Here is a 15405-nt window from a genome sequence, read left to right as displayed (position 1 = left end):
TGGAGCTGGAAGCGCTGGTTCGCCGCCCCGGTGACGGTCCACTGCGAGATGCGCGCGCCGTCCGCCGTGGACGCCGACCACACGTCCAGCGCGAGCCCGCCGGCGCGGTTGACCAGGCTGACGACACCGCCGCCCTGGTCCACCACCCGCCACTGCTGGGCCGTCGTGTTCCCGTCCGCCCGCTGCGCCACGTCGGCGCCCGTCCCGGTGCCCGCCGGCTGGAGCACCAGGCCGCTGTGCCGGGCCCGCACGCGGTAGTACCCGCCGCCGGAGTCGAGGAAGTCGAACCGCTGGTTGGCGCCGCCGGTCGCGGACCACTGGGTCAGCAGCGCCCCGGCCGCGGTGGACGCGCCGCTGATGTCGGCGAACTTGCCGCTGTGCTGGGCGACCAGCCGGTAGTCCACGCCGACCTCGACCACCGGGTCGGTCCCGCCCTGGCCGGTCGCCCGGTAGGCGCGGCCCGCCTGGGCGGTGAACTCGACCACGTCGGGCTCGGGGCGGGCCGGCTGCACGGCCGTGCCGGTGGTGGTGTCGAGCAGGGTGAACGCGCCGGTGAACAGGCGGCTGCGCACCCGGACGGCGCCGGTGCGGTCGGGGGTGACGGTCAGCTCGGTGTTCCGACCGCCGGCCCACGTCGCGCCGACGGTGTGGCCGCCGCGCCCGCGCAGGCCGGTCACGCTGCCCGCGGGCCAGGCCGGCGGCAGCGCGGGCAGCACGTGCAGCTCCCCGTCGTGGCTGTGCAGCAGCATCTCCGCGATCCCCGAGGTGGCCCCGAAGTTGCCGTCGACCTGGAACGGCGGGTGCAGGTCGAACATGTTGGGCGCCAGGCGCTCGGTGGTCACCAGGGAGCGGACGAGGTCGTGCGCCCGGCCGCCCTCCTCCAGCCGCGCCCAGTAGTTGATCTTCCAGGCGAGGGACCAGCCGGTGCCCGCGTCGCCGCGCAGCTGCAACGTGCGGCGGGCGGCGGCGAACAGGTCCGGGGTGCCGCGCTTGGTGATCTGGTTGCTCGGGTGCAGGCCGTAGAGGTGGGAGACGTGCCGGTGCTGCGGCTCGGTCTCCACCCAGTCGTGCAGCCACTCCTGGACGTTGCCCCGCGACCCGATCCTCATCGGCGCCAGCCGCTGCCGCGTCGACCGGACCTGGCCGCGGAACTCGGCGTCCACGCCCAGCACCTCGGAGGCGGCGGCGCAGCCGTCGAACAGGTCGCGCAGGACCTGCATGTCCATCGTGGGCCCCGCGCACACGCTGGCGTTGGCGTGGTGCGGCAGCTCGGGCGAGTTGGACGGGTTGGTCACCAGCGTGCCGAAGGTCGGTTCGACGACCAGGGTGTCGAGGAAGAACTGCGCGGCGCCCTTGAGCGCCGGGTAGTACCTCCGCAGGAACTCCACGTCGCCGGTGAACCGGTAGTGGTCCCAGACGAGCGTGGCCAGCCACGCGCCGCCGGTCTGCCACATGCCCCACAGGGCACCGTCCACCACGGACGACCCGCGCCAGGCGTCCGTGTTGTGGTGGGTGACCCAGCCGCGCGCGCCGTACTGGGCCTGCGCGGTCCGGGTCCCGGTCACCACCAGGTCCTCGATCATCCGGAACACCGGCTGGTGGCACTCGGCGAGGTTGGTGGTGTTCGCCGGCCAGTAGTTCATCGGCAGGTTGGCGTTGATCGTGTACTTGGACTCCCACGCCGGGGTCATCGAGTCGTTCCAGATGCCCTGGAGGTTCGCCGGCTGGGTGCCCGGGCGGGAGGAGGCGATCAGCAGGTAGCGGCCGTACTGGAACAGCAGCGTCGACAGCTGCGGGTCGCTGGTGCTGTTGTGCTGGGCGATGCGCACGTCGGTGGTCTGGTCGGCGGCGGCCGTGCGGCCGAGGTCGAGGGCGACCCGCCCGAACAGCGCCTGGTGGTCGGAGACGTGCCGGGCGCGCAGCGCGGCGAACGACTGGCCCTGCGCCGCGGCGAGGCGGGTGCGGGCGAGGCCCTGGTGGTCGCCGTCGACGGTGCGGAAGTCGACGTAGCTGGTGCCGATGGAGATCAGCAGCGTGACCGTGTCCGCGTTGGCCACCCGCAGCGAACCGCCGGAGGAGCTGGTCGTGCCGCCCTCGGCGAGCACCCGGGCCAGCGCGAGGAACCGGACGGAGCCGGGGATGCCGCGCATGTCCCCGGACACGCCCTCCAGGGCGATCGTCGTGCCGTCCGGGCTGGACGACGAGGCGCGCTGCGGCGTGCCGAACGACGCGGTGAACGACACCGAGCCGGGCGTGCCCGCCGTCAGCCGCACGACGACGACCTGGTCCGGGGCGCTGGCGAACACCTCGCGCCGGTACCGCACGCCGTTCGCGGTGTAGGTGACGCCGGCGGTGGCGGTGGTCAGGTCGAGCCACCGCTGGTAGCCGGTCGGGGTGGCGGCCGGCAACGCCAACCGGAGGTCGCCCACGGGCTGGTAGGCGAGCTGCGCGGCCGGGCTGCCCAGCATCGCCTGGTTGATCAGGTCCTGCGCCCGGGTCCACTGGTCGGCGAACACCAGCCGCCGGATCTCGGGCAGCGCCGCCGCGCCCCGGGTGTTGGTGTAGTCGTGCGGGCCGCCCGCCCACACCGTGTCCTCGTTGAGCTGCAACCGCTCGGTGTCGGTGTTGCCGAACACCATCGCGCCCATCCTGCCGTTGCCGATCGGCAGCGCGCGCAGCCAGTCCGCGCCGGCGGGTTCGTCGTACCACAGGGCGAGGTCGCCCACCTCGGGCGGCGCGGCGGCGCCCGCGCCGGGGGCGGCGGTCCACGACGCGGTGGTCAGCGCGGCCCCGACACCCGCCGCCCCGTACCTGAGCATCTGCCTTCGGGTGAGGTCGGACATCCCGTCTCCTTCAGCCGGCGGTGGTCGTGCTCCGGGGGTCGCTGGGCTACCTGGGCGTGAACTGCCACCAGTTGACGTTGAACAGGTAGCCGCTGCCCCCGGTGAACCGGAAGTGCACGTCCTGGGTGCCGGACAGGCCGCTGACCGGGCACGAGACGGTGGTCCAGTTCTGCCAGCCGCCGGTGCCGGGGACGGTGCAACGGCCCACGACGGTCCCGGTCGGGCCGCCGGTGCGGACCTCCAGCGCGCCGCCGGACGTCCCGGAGGCGACGCGGGCGGTGAGGGTCGCCGCGCCGTTGCCGAAGGCGACGTTGCGCACCTTGGTCCAGTCGCCGTTCTCCAGGTAGCCGATGTTCATGCCGCCCTCGCCGGCGGGTTCCGTCTCGATGCCGCTGCCCCAGGCGACGGTCTCGGCCTCCTGGCGGGTGTAGGGGTTCAGCACGTCCACGGGCGGCGGGCCGCCGGTGGTCATGTTCAGCGTCGGGATGGTGCCGTCGGCGTTGTAGGCGAACCGCTCCACCGCGACGGAGCGGGCGTAGCCGCCGCCGCCCGGCAGCGCGCCGTTGTGGTAGAAGAAGTAGGAGTTGTTCTTGTAGTCGACGACACCGGCGTGGTTGGTGAAACTGCTGCCCTGCGTGGGCATGACGGTGCCGCGGTAGGTCCACGGCCCCGTGGGCGAGGTGGCCGTCGAGTAGGCGATGAACTCCGAGCAGCACTTCGCGGCGAAGACGTTGTAGTACAGGCCGTTGCGCTTGTAGACCCAGGGCGCTTCCTCGTAGAGGGTGGGCCTGCTCGCGTTGCCGGTGCGGGTGCCGAAGCCGGCGGTGGTGAGCGGGATCTGGGTGGGGCTGCCGGAGAAGCTGGTCATGTCGGCGTTGAGGCGGACGTACCAGAGGTTCGGGTTGCCCCAGTAGAGGTACGCCTGACCGTTGTCGTCGATCATGACGGAGGGGTCGATCTCGCCGTTCTCGACCAGCGGCCGGCCGAGGGCGTCGCGGAAGGGCCCGGTGGGGCTGTCGGAGACGCCGACGCCGATGGCCATCCGGTTGGTGGCGCGGTTGACCACGGGCACGTACCAGTAGAACTTGCCGTTGCGCTCGATCGTCTGCCCCGCCCAGGCGTCCCTGCTGGCCCAGGAGAACGTGCTCAGGCTCATCGGCGAGCCGTGGTCGGTCCAGTTGACCATGTCGGTGGTGGACCAGACGCGCCAGTCCTTCATGGTGAAGTAGGTGGCGCCGTCCTCGTCGTGGCCGGTGTAGAGGTAGAGGCGCCCGTTGTGCACCAGGGGCGCGGGGTCGGCGGTGTAGACGTGCTGCACGATCGGGTTGTCCGCCCGGGCCGCCGCGGGGAGCAGCGCCGCGAGGCACAGGGCCGACGCGGTCCAGGCGAGGACGCGTCGCAGGGTGGATCGGGTGCGTGTCACGGGGGCCTCCGGGGTCTGGGTGCGGTCCCCCGTCCGGAGGAGGCGACAGCGTTCGGACGGGGGACCGCGGCAGGGCTGGTCACGACATCAGGCGCAAGCGGTCCCGTTCAACGACGGCGCGGAGAACGGGGGCGTCGTCCCGCTGTAGTTCGCGTTGTAGCCGACGGTCACCTGACCGCCGGACGCGAGGGCGCCGTTCCAGGACGTGTTGACGACGCGGACCGCGTCACCCGCGTCGGTCCACGTCCCGTTCCAGCCCTGCGTGACGGACACGCCGGGTGCCGAGAACGCGAGGGTCCAGCCGGTGACCGCCGGTCCCCGGTTGGTGATCACGATCTCGCCGGTGTACCCGCCCGTCCACTGGCTGACCACGCGGTGGGCCACCGCGCAGCCGCCACCCGGGTTGGTGCCCGTGGTGGTCGTCGTGGTCGTGGTGCTGGTGGTGGTCGACGTCGGGCCCGCCGCCATCGCCAGCTCGTAGGCGCGCTGCGGCACGAACTGGCCGGCCGGCCCGATGCAGCCGTCCGACTCGCCGGGCAGCTTGACCCACAGGAACGCCTCGATCCTGGCGTCGCCCGTGCTGGTGGTGCTGGGCGTGCCGATCGCGCGCCCGGCCGGGTCGCACCACTCCTCGCCCAGCGGGCCGTTGCCGTTGCGGCTGGTGTCGATGACGGCCTTGAGCCGGCTGTCGCCCAGGGCGTTGAGGATGTTCTTGGTGTAGGCCACCTCGTCGGGGGTGCTGCGGTAGTTCGACACGTTGCTGGCGATGCCGTCGGCGCTGTTCGAGATGTCCGCGGCGCGCAACCGGTTGGCGGCCTCCGACGGGCTCAGCCACGCGGAGTTGCCGATGTCGTAGTACACCTTGGCCTGCCCGGAGCCGGACTTGAGCTTCTTGCCCGCGTAGGCCATCGACGCCCTGGTCTGGCTCTGCTGGTCCGCGTTCTGGCAGTTGCTCATGATCGGCAGCACGTCGGGCTCCAGCACGATCGTCGCCGGGCGACCGGCCAGCCCCGCCGCGACCTCGTCCACCCAGGCCCGGTACGCCTGGTGCGAGGGCGCGCCGCCGCCGCTCGCGCCGCCGCAGTCGCGGTTGGGGATGTTGTAGACCACCAGGATCGGGATCTTCCCCGCCGAGGCCGCCGCGCCGACGAAGGAGCTGATCTCCGAGCGGACCGACGAGGTGTTGGTGGTGGTGAACCACCGCGCCTGCGGGACCGAGGCGATGCGGTCGCGGATGACGGCCGCCCGCGAGTCGCCCGCGTTGGCGGCGACCCACTTCGCGCTGGAGGTGGACGGGTCGACGTAGAAAGGTGAATCGGCCGCCTGGGCGGTCGTGCCGCCGCTCGTGGCCAGGACTGCCGCCCCGGCCACGAGGGCGATCGAGAGCACGGACGCGGACGCGGCCCGTTTCCTGCGCCGCACGGGACCGCCTCCCGCCGAAGTGCCGGTGTCGCGCGTCGGGTTCGTTGTTCTCATCCCATGTCCTCGCAGCGTCGTTGCTGTGTCGCGATAAGGGCAGATCCGCTCCGGGAGCGCTCCCAGACGAGCGGTCGCCGAATGTCCCCGGTGGTGGATCACGGTGGTTCCCGCACCTGCGGAAAGGAATTCGGCTCCGGATCAATCTAGCCAGGAGCCCGGATGGGGTCAATTATCGGGAATGCTAAAGGTAATGCCACCGCCTTTAGCCGGACCGTCCGCACGTCCACGCACGTGCCGCTGCCCGCGTCGACGACCTCGTGGTGGCCGCCGCCGACGTCGCGGACCCGCCGGCGCCGGGCGGCGCGGCCGTCGGGCGCCGACCGGACGACGTCGCCGCCGTCCACCGCCGGGGCGTCGCGCACGTCGACGACCTCGTCGCCGTGCTGCGCGGTGAAGGTCTCCGCGGCGGGCACGGGCACGGTCGTGCGCGGCGTGAGCCGGTAGAGGCCGGAGCCGTGCGCGGGCAGCGACCGGGACAGCGTGCCGCTCACCACGCCCAGGCCCGCGCCCGACCACAGGTCGACCACGTCGGCCGAACCGATCCCCAGCTCGGCGAGCGCGAGCGACACGGTCGACGTGCCGCCACCCCGGTTGAACAGCGCGACGTACCGGTCCCGACCGCCGGGCGCGTCCGCCGTCCAGGCGGTGTGCGTGCCGGCGAAGAGCTGCCGGTTGCCGGTGCTGTGCTGGTCGACGGCGAGGACCGCGGCGTTGGTCATCAGCGCCAGTTCGCTCGGCCTGTTCCGCGTCAGGTCGCCGCCCCACATCAGCGGTGAGCGGGTGATGGACCACAGGGTCATCAGGGTGCGCTGCTCGTCGGGGGTGAGGTTGGAGTAGCGCGGCGGGCCCACGGGTCCCTGCTGGGACAGGTGCCCGATCGGGATCATGTCCGGGTCGGGCCACGCGCCGGGCGCGCGGTGCGGCGTCCAGGCGTGCAGGCGCTCGAACAGGGCGTCCAACCCGGACCAGTCGTCCCACAGGTCGTTGACGATCCGCCACAGGTGGGCGTTGGCCGCGACGTGCGCGCCGTTGCCGGTCGAGGTCGGGCCGGGCGAGAGGCTGAGCACCATCGGGCGACCGCTGCGCCGGATCGCCAGCCCGTAGCCCTCGACCTCGGCCCGCCGGTAGGTCGGCGCGGCGATGTCGTCGACCTTGACGTAGTCCACGCCCCACGAGGCGAGCAGCGCGAACTGGGCGTCCAGGTACGCCTGCGCGCACGGGTTGGCCATGTCCAGGCCCCAGTTCAGGTTCAGCCACGCCGCGGTGGTGCCGTCGTCGACCTCGTTCGCGCGGCAGGCCGTGCCCGGCACGGGGAGGTCGTCGGCGACCACCTGGCGCGGGACGCCGCGCATGAGGTGCACGCCGAACTTCAGGCCCTGGGCGTGGACGTAGTCGGCCAGCGGCCGGAACCCGTTGCCGCCCGCGGCGGAGGGGAAGCGGGTGGTGTCGGGCAGCAGCAGGCCGCCCGCGTCCGTGCGCAGCCTGGGCCGGAGGTTCGCGTCCTGGCTCGGCGCGCCCGTGCCGCTGCCGGGGCGGTACCAGGCCCAGTCGACGACGACGTACTGCCACCCGTGCTGCCGGAGGTTGTCGCGCATGTAGTCGGCGTTGGCCTTGACCTGCGCCTCGGTGACGTTCCAGTTGAACGAGTCGTAGCTGTTCCAGCCCAGCGGCGGGGTGGCGGCGACTCCACGCACGGTGCCTCCTGCTCGTCGTCGAGAGGGCGCTCCTGCCGCTCACCCGCGGCGGCGGTGGGCCGGGCCCCGGCGGAGGAGGTCGGCTCCAGGTCAACGTAACCGCGCGGTACGGGGCCGTCAATTGCGCAAAGCGCTAAATGTGTGAGCGCTAACTTTAGCTCGGCGAACCGCAGGACCCCGGGTGGAGCACTTTCACCGGTGGTTGTCGAGCAGATTTTTGTGAACGTGAACATGCCGTGGCGACGGCCGGGCGAGCGCACGCCTGCGAGGCCGGGGACAGGGCGCCCCCGGCCTCGCAGGTGGTGGGGTCAGGCGACCGCGCAGGCCGCGCCGTTGAGCGTGAACGACGCGGGCTCACCCGTGTCGCCGGTGTGCGTGGCCTGGAAGCCGATGCCCACCGACGCGTTCGGGGCGATGTCGCCGTTGTAGGAGGCGTTCCTCGCCGTCACCTGGCCGGACGACGGGGAGTACGCCGCGTTCCAGCCCGAGGTGATGGTCTGCCCGCCCGGCAGGGTGAACACCAGCGACCAGCCGCGGATCGGCGACGTGCCGGTGTTGGTGACGGTGATCTCCGACGTCAGTCCGCCGCTCCAGGCGTTGATCGTGTCGGACACCCGGCAGGAGGCGTCGCCCGGCGGGGTCGTGGTCGTGGTGGTCGTGGTCGTCGTCGTGCCGGTCGTGGTCGTCGTCGTGCCGGTCGTGGTGGTCGTCGTGGTGGTGATCGTCGTGCTGCCCGGCGGGGTTCCCTCGAACTGGGAGAAGAACCGCCAGACCTCGCCCTTGGTCCACGTCCTGACGCCGTTCTCGCAGGCGCACCCGTCCACGGCGCCCGGCAGGTGGCCGCCGTCGAACGCGGCCCACACCACCGGGTACCCCGCCCGGCAGCCGGTGTAGGTGGTGGTGATGTGCGTCAGGCTGCCCGCCGCGGGTTCGCGCGGGGTGGTGGCGGTGCAGCCGTTGTTGCGGACGAACCTGTCGCGCAGCGACCGTCCCTGGGAGATGTTGAGCACCGTGTCGCCGAGGCCGTGGATGCCCATGTAGGCGACGGGCTGCGTGCCGCCGTTGCAGCCGCTCAGCTGCGCGCCCGAGAACACCGCCACCGCGCGGAAGACGGTGGCCCGGCCGCAGGCCAGCGCGTAGCTCATGCCGCCGCCGTAGCTGAACCCGGTCGCGAAGCGCAGCGCGGTGTCGACGCAGAGGTCGGCCTCGACCCGCCTGAGCAGCTCGTCGACGAACGCGGTGTCCTGCTCGCCGGTGTTGGGCCAGGCGTTGTCGATGCCCTGGGGGGCGATGAGGATCGCGCTGTTGTTCGACTGCTCCTGCTGCCCGTAGTAGGCCCAGGGCGTGCCGCTGCTCCCGCCGGACGCGACCTCGTTCGCCGTGCCGCCCCACCAGTGGAAGGCGAGGATCAGCCGGTACGCCCTGGTGTTGGCGTAGTTGTCCGGGATGCGCAGGATGAAGGTCCGGCTCCGGCCGCCGACCTGGACGGTCTGCGTCCCGTTCCGCAGCGTCGGCGCCTTGCCGCACCCGGCGGTCGTCGCCAGGGTGCCGATCTCGGTGGGTGCCGCCGCGCCGGGGCCGGCGCTCAGCGCCAGGCCGCCCGCCAGGAGCGTCGCGGCCGCGATGACGGCCCCGAGGGTTCTCAGCTTGGACATCACACGACTCCTTCTGCCGTTCAGGCCGGTGGAGGGTGACGACGCCGGAGGGTGGCCGCGTCCCGCCAGGGGCACCGGCCGACGGGAGAGCGTCGTGCCGCCCGCCGGTCGGGGTCCCGCGTCGCGGTCGCCGCCGCGGCGGGGCGGCGGGTGCTCGACGTGCGCGTGCGCATCGGGTTCTCCCACGTCGTCGTTGACGGTCGGTCGACCTGGCGGAGCCGGCTGGCCGGGAGGCGCCGGGACCGGACAGGCGTCCCGACAGCCAGCAATGTAACCAGGCGAACACGGCGCGTCAAAGCTAAACGTGTTAGCGCTAACTTTAGCTAATTGGCCCGCTGAGGCCGAAAAAATCGATCGACTCGACGACATCACCCCAGGTGGAACGAAACATTTCGCAGCCGGACTCCGTTCAGAGCAGTCAGGCCACTTTGTCTTTCGATGACATCTTGTGAGCGTGAACAAACACCTGGCACACTGCCGGTCACCGGGCCGTCACGGTGTGCGGAGGACCTCTCCGAGCGCTGGGTCGACCTGTTCGTGCCCGCGCACGCCCGACCCGGTCGGGTGTCCCCGGAAGGTGCCGCCGCATGGAACTGACGCCGCAGTCGGTGACCACCACGTCGACGGGTGCCCCGACCGCGCCCGGCGGCAGGCCACCGGGCTGACGCGCCCCCCTCAGGGGGCCGCCGCGCGCACCGACGAACCACCGCGCAACGGCATCGGCACCCGGTGGACGGTCGGCGCCTTCCCCCCGCGCCGCCGCCGTTCGAACAGGTCCAGCAGCACCTCGACCGCACGCGCGCCCAACTCGTGGTGCGGCAGGGCGACGGTCGTCAGCCGCGGTCGCATCCAGGAGGCGATGGGATGGTCGTCGAACCCGATCACCGAGACGTCGTCCGGCACGGACAGGCCGGCCTCGGCCAACGCCTGGTAGGCGCCGAACGCCAGGCGGTCGTTGAAGCACACCAGCGCCTCGGGGCGGTGGTCCCGCAGGATCTCGCGGGTGGTGTCGTAGCCGTCCTCCGGCATCCACTTCGGACAGCGGTGCGCGCCGGCCGGCTCGACGCCCGCCGCCCGGAACTCGCCGCGCAGGCCGAGGAGCCGCTCCACCGCGGCGACGCTGTTGGGCGGGATGTCCTCCGGGTCCGGCCCGGCGCCGATCAGGTGGATGCCCGACCGGTGGCCCGCGTCGAGGAGCGCCCGTGCGGCCGACCGCCCCGCCCGCACCTCGTCGGGCAGCACCGAGGGGATCGACGAGCGGGTCGCGGGCACGGCGTTGAGCAGCACGGCGGGCCCGTCGTGCAGGCCCTCCGGCACGGCGACCGACCTGGTGTACATGGCGGCGAAGACGATGCCGTCCACGCGGCGGTCGTGCATGGCCTCGACCAGCGCCCGCTCGACCGCCGGGTCGCCGCCGGACTCGCCGACGAAGAGCATGAACCCGCGCCGGTACGCGGCGTCCACCGCGCCCTTGATCATGTTGCCGGCGAGGCCGGACGAGGCGACGGTGTCGGACACGAAGCCGATCGTCTGCGTGCGGCCGGTGCGCAGGCCCACCGAGAGGGTGTTGCGCCGGTAGCCCAGCTCCTGCGCGTTCGCCCGCACCCGGCGCTCGGCCTCCTCCGAGATGCGCAGCTCGCGCGCCCGCCCGCTGAGGATGAGCGACGCGGTCGTGCTGGACACGCCGCTCGCCGCCGCGACGTCGGCCAGCGTCACCCGTCTCCGCCCCACCGCAGGACCACCCCCCGACCGTCGTCGCGCCATGGCTGCGCGACGCTAACACGATTTAGCACACAAGAGTGAGGAGAACGCGATGCAGCGCTCGGCCCTCCGCCGCGCCCTGGCGACCGCAGTCGCGTTGACCCTGTGCGGGGTCGGCTGCTCCGCGCCCGGTGCCGACGCCCCGCCCGGGGCGGACACCGCGGCCGTGGCGGCGGACCCCTCGTGCGGGCCGGGACCGGTGACGTTGCGCGCCCGCTTCGAGACCGGTTTCCCGCTGGCCCGGGCGCTGGCCGACGAGTTCACCCGGCAGCACCCCCACGTCACGTGGGACGTCCGGGAGGAGCAGTTCGACGTCCTCACCCGCAACGCGCCGCGCGTGCTGGCCGACGACCCGCCGGACCTGATGCGCCTGCCGCAGGTGTCCGACGTCGCGGGCGCCGGGTTGCTGCGCAGCCTCGACGGCTACGCCCGCCGGTTCGGGTGGGACAGCAGGCCGGTGTCGCAGACGCGCCCGCTGCGCGTCGCGCCGGGCGGCGGGCCGCGCGGCGAGGGGCCGCTGTACGCGACGGGGCTGTCCACCAGCGTGACGGGGTTCTTCTACAACAGGGACCTGGCGGAGCGGATCGGCGTGCGCGAGCCGACCACGCTGGCCGAGCTGGACGACGCGCTCGCCCGCGCGAAGCGCGCGGGCGTCACACCGCTGGCGGGTTTCAACGGCGGCGCGACGGGCGGGCTGACGTTCCCGCTCCAGAGCCTGATGGGCGCCTACGGCTCGACGAGGGCCATCGACGACTGGACGTTCCAGCGGCCCGGCGCGAGGATCGACACCCTGCCGAACGTCGAGGCCGCGCGGCACCTGGCGCGCTGGATCGCCGCCGGCTACTTCGACCCGGACCTCAACGCCACCGACTACGCCCGCATGGTGGACCGGTTCACCTCCGGCCGGGCGCTGTTCATGGTCAACGGCGACTGGGAGTCCGCCGCGCTCGACCGCCGCATGCCCGGCCGCGTCGGGTTCTTCCTGACGCCGCCGCTGAGCGCGGGGGCGCCGCGCGCGGCGATGGCCGGACCGCCGTCGTTCGGGATACCGGCGCGGGCCGCGCACCCGGACTGCGCGGCGGTGTTCCTGGACTGGGCCGCGTCGGACCCGGCCGCCCGGGACCTCGTCGTGCGCGTGGGCGGCGCACGTCCCCTGGGGCCGGCCGACGCCTCGCTGCCGGTCGAGCCGGGTTCGGTCACCGCCGCCACGTTCGCCGCCACCGACGAGGTGCTGGCCGACGACACGGCGATGGACTTCATCGCCAACGCCACCGGCTCCGCGTACGCGCGGAGCTGGACGCCGCAGCTGCAGCGGCTCGTGGAGGGCGCGCAGACCCCCGAGGGGCTGCTCGGGCACGTGCAGACCGACTACCTCGCCGAGACCGGGGGCTGAGGCGTGGCCCACCGCCTGGTCGGGTGGCTGTTCGTGCTGCCCGCGCTCGCCGTGTACGGCGTGTTCGTGCTGCGGCCGCTGGCGCTGACCGCCCAGTACTCGCTGTACCGGTGGGACGGCGTCGGCCCGTCGACGTGGGTCGGCTGGGACAACTACGTCGCCGTGCTCACCGACGCCGACCTGCTCGCGCCCCTGGCGCACGCGCTGCTGCTGGTCGTGGCGTTCGCGGGCGGGCCGGTGCTGCTCGGGCTGGCCCTGGCCGCCGCGCTGCGGCCGGGGCCGTCGCTGGTCCTGGTGCTGCCGCAGGCCGTGCCGCCGGTCGCGGCGGGGCTGGTGTGGAGCGTGCTGCTGTCGTCCACCGGCGCGGTGAACCGGGCGCTGGAGGCGGTCGGGCTCTCCGGGCCGGCGCGGACGTGGCTGGGCGACTCCTCGACCGCGCTCGCCGCCGTGGGCGTGATCGGGGCGTGGGTGCTGCTCGGGACGTGCGCGCTGCTGCTGTCGGCGGGCGTGCGGCGGCTGGACCCGGCGCTGTACGAGGCCGCCCGCCTGGACGGGGCGCGGTGGTGGCAGGTGTTCCGCGCGGTGACGCTGCCGGGCGTGCGGCGGGAGGTCGGCGTGTGCGTGGTGATCACCTCGGTCGCCGCGCTGTCCAGCTTCGACGTCGTGTACGCCACGACCCGGGGCGGGCCCGGCGGCGCCACGTCGGTACCGGCGCTGGAGGTGTTCCACCTGGCCTTCACCGAGCGCGAGGTGGGGCTCGCGTCGGCGCTGGCCGTGGTGCTCGTGGTGCTCGTGCTGGCCGTGGTCGCCCCGGTGCTGCGGTGGTCCCGGTGAGGGGTCGGGTGGGGGCGGCGGGCGCGGTGGGCGGGGCGGTGCTGGTGCGCGTCGGGCTCGTCGCCGTGACGGTGCTGCCCCTGGCGGAGCTGTTCGTCACCGCCCTGCACCCGCCCGGCACCTATCCCCCCGGCCTGACCTGGCCGGACGACCCGCACTGGTCGAACTTCGCCCTGGCGTTCCGGACGGCGCGGGTGGACCGGGCGCTGCTGTCGGGGCTGGTGGTCGTGCTCGCCGTGGTGCCCGCGGTGCTGGTGCTGTCCACCGCGGCCGGGTACGGGCTGGCGCGGCTCCCGTTCCCCGGCGCCCGCGCGGTGCTCGGCCTGTTCGTGCTCGGGCTGGTGCTGCCGCGGGAGGCGCTCGTCGTGCCGCTGTACCAGCAGGTCCGCGACCTGGGGCTGCTCGGCACCACCACCGGGCTGGCGCTGCCGCTGATCGCGGTGCACCTGCCGTTCGGGGTCGTGTGGATGCGGGCCTGCTTCGCGTCGGCGCCCGCGGAGCTGTCCGACTGCGCACGCGTGGACGGCGCCGGCCCGTGGGCGGTGTTCCGGCGCGTGCACCTGCCGCTGTCCGGGGACGCGCTGCGGTCGCTGGCGCTGCTGCTGGCGGTGTGGACGTGGAACCACCTGCTGCTCGCCCTGGTCCTGGTCGACGACCCGCTGCGGCGGACGGCGGCGGGCGCGCTCAGCGCGTTCCAGGACCGCTGGGGCACCGACGTGCCGCTGCTGTGCGCGGGCGCGCTGCTGATCACCGCCCCGGTGGTCGTGCCGCTCGTCCTGCTGCGCCGCCGGTTCGCCGACGCCCTGCTCGGGTGGGCCTCGGTGCGCTGACGGCCGCGGGGCCCCGATGAGCCGTCCGACGAGATCGAAGGAGAACGCCCATGGCCGATCCCGGCCACTCCCCCGCCGGCCGAGACCGGCCGCCCCCGGCGCCCGCGCGCACCATCACCATCGCGCAGGTCGCCGAACTGGCCGGGGTGTCCACCACCACGGTGTCGAAGGTGTTCAACGGGCGCGCCGACGTCGCGGCGCGCACCCGTGCGGTGATCGAGGAGATCATGCTGGCCCACGGGTACCAGCCCCGGACCAGGTTCGTCACCGCACCGCTGGTGGAGCTGGTGATGCACGAGCTCACCGGCCCGTACGCGATGGAGGTCATCCGGGGCACCGCGCGCACCGCCGACGCCCACCGCGCGGCCGTGGTCGTGTCGGAGCCCGGCGGGCGGCACGTGCCCGACGGCACGTGGATCGAGACGGTCCTGTCCCACCGCTCCCAGGGGGTCGTCGCGGTGCTGTGCGGGCCGACCGACGAGCAGCGCGCCCAGCTCGCGAGCCGCTTCATCCCCGTCGTCCTGGTGGACCCGCTCACCGAGCCCGGCGCGGGGGTGCCGGTGGTCCGCGCGGCCAACCGGGAGGGCGGCCTGACCGCCACCCGGCACCTGCTGGAGCTGGGGCACCGGCGGATCGCGGTGATCACCGGGCCGCTCGGCGTGCTGTCCGGCCGGGAGCGCCTGACCGGCTACCACGAGGCCCTCGACGCCGCGGGCGTGGCGCTGGACCACGCGCTGGTCCGCGAGGGCGGCTACCAGGTCGTGGACGGCCGCCGGCACACCCACGACCTGCTCCGCCTGCCCGATCCGCCGACCGCCGTGTTCGCCTGCAACGACGCGCAGGCGCTGGGCGCGTACCAGGCCGCGCACGACCTGGGCCTGCGCGTGCCCGACGACCTGAGCGTGGTCGGGTTCGACGACCTGCCGCCCGCGCAGTGGGCCACGCCGGGCCTCACCACGATCCGCCAACCGCTGGGCGACATGGCCGCCGAGGCCACCAGGACCGCGATCCGGATCTCCCGCCACGAGCTGCCGGCGCACCACCGGGTCGTCCTGCCCACCGAACTCGTCCGCCGCGGGAGCACCGCGCCGCCGCGCCCCGGCACGATCGGCCCGTTCACCCGTCCGGGGGTTCCCCACCGGGGTTGAGCCCGGTCCGCGACGCGCCGGGGACGCCGAGGAAGGCCGAGGCGACGAGGGCGACGGCGCGGTCGTCGTCGCGGGCCAGCCGGCGCAGGACGTCCCGCGCCGCCGTCCCCGGCAGCTCGACCAGCGCCTGCGTCAGGCGGATGCGGACGGCGGGGTCCGCGGTGTGCGCGGCCAGTTCGTCGACCAGCGCGGCCAGGACCCGGTCCGCGCACGCCGGGTCCCGGGACAGCGTCCCCAGGACCTCCGCCGCGTCGACGTCGCGGGTGCCCTCGACCACCATGTCGACGAGCACCGGCACGGCCGCGGTCGCGCCGCGCCCGCCCAGCGCCAGGGCGGCGTGCCCGC

The 15405-nt window shown here is 73.9% G+C and carries 11 protein-coding genes; 4 read left to right on the top strand and 7 right to left on the bottom strand.

All coding sequences use genetic code 11. From position 1 onward, the window contains the following. The 6 genes from ACR807_RS36650 to ACR807_RS36625 form a co-directional block, all read right to left on the bottom strand. A partial coding sequence (locus tag ACR807_RS36650) for a glycosyl hydrolase family 95 catalytic domain-containing protein (protein ID WP_438926106.1) occupies window positions 1-2843 on the bottom strand: 2843 nt, incomplete at its 3' end. A gap of 46 nt (window positions 2844-2889) precedes the next feature. Beyond that, a complete protein-coding gene (locus ACR807_RS36645) occupies window positions 2890-4266 on the bottom strand; it encodes a glycoside hydrolase family 43 protein (protein ID WP_438926105.1) in 1377 nt (458 codons plus the stop codon). An 87-nt stretch (window positions 4267-4353) separates the two neighbouring features. After that, window positions 4354-5688, bottom strand: coding sequence for a glycoside hydrolase family 6 protein (locus ACR807_RS36640; RefSeq protein ID WP_438926104.1), 1335 nt, complete (start codon window positions 5686-5688; stop codon window positions 4354-4356). Between the two features lie 200 nt (window positions 5689-5888). Next, window positions 5889-7439, bottom strand: a complete 1551-nt coding sequence (locus ACR807_RS36635; protein WP_438926103.1) for a glycoside hydrolase family 27 protein — start codon at window positions 7437-7439, stop codon at window positions 5889-5891. A 308-nt stretch (window positions 7440-7747) separates the two neighbouring features. Further along, window positions 7748-9094, bottom strand: a complete 1347-nt coding sequence (locus ACR807_RS36630) for a CE1 family esterase (protein WP_438926102.1) — start codon at window positions 9092-9094, stop codon at window positions 7748-7750. Between the two features lie 675 nt (window positions 9095-9769). Next, window positions 9770-10825 carry a LacI family DNA-binding transcriptional regulator gene (locus ACR807_RS36625; RefSeq protein ID WP_438926101.1) on the bottom strand — a complete coding sequence of 352 codons (1056 nt, stop codon included), beginning with the start codon at window positions 10823-10825 and terminating at the stop codon, window positions 9770-9772. Between the two features lie 82 nt (window positions 10826-10907). On the opposite strand from ACR807_RS36625, the gene ACR807_RS36620 reads away from it, so the two are divergent. Genes ACR807_RS36620 through ACR807_RS36605 form a run of 4 tightly spaced genes read left to right on the top strand, consistent with a single transcriptional unit; the run spans window position 10908 to window position 15060 of the window. Next, window positions 10908-12248: an ABC transporter substrate-binding protein gene (locus ACR807_RS36620; RefSeq protein WP_438926100.1), complete on the top strand. Its 1341-nt coding sequence runs from the start codon at window positions 10908-10910 to the stop codon at window positions 12246-12248. 3 nt (window positions 12249-12251) lie between these two features. After that, entirely contained in the window at window positions 12252-13082 is an 831-nt protein-coding gene (locus ACR807_RS36615) for a carbohydrate ABC transporter permease (RefSeq protein WP_438926099.1), read from the top strand. Then, a complete protein-coding gene (locus ACR807_RS36610) occupies window positions 13079-13912 on the top strand; it encodes an ABC transporter permease subunit (protein ID WP_438926098.1) in 834 nt (277 codons plus the stop codon). Before ACR807_RS36615 ends, ACR807_RS36610 begins: the two co-directional genes overlap by 4 nt. Window positions 13913-13962: 50 nt before the next feature. Continuing rightward, window positions 13963-15060 carry a LacI family DNA-binding transcriptional regulator gene (locus tag ACR807_RS36605; protein ID WP_438926097.1) on the top strand — a complete coding sequence of 366 codons (1098 nt, stop codon included), beginning with the start codon at window positions 13963-13965 and terminating at the stop codon, window positions 15058-15060. Here ACR807_RS36605 and ACR807_RS36600 read toward each other — a convergent pair. Beyond that, on the bottom strand, window positions 15029-15405 hold a 377-nt coding region (locus tag ACR807_RS36600), incomplete at its 5' end, for a HEAT repeat domain-containing protein (protein WP_498371974.1). The two genes, ACR807_RS36605 and ACR807_RS36600, sit on opposite strands and share 32 nt — an antisense overlap.

The organism is Saccharothrix sabaoui, from assembly GCF_051756985.1.
In the GTDB taxonomy this organism is placed as follows: domain Bacteria; phylum Actinomycetota; class Actinomycetes; order Mycobacteriales; family Pseudonocardiaceae; genus Actinosynnema.
This window is presented reverse-complemented; position numbering and strand designations above follow the sequence as displayed.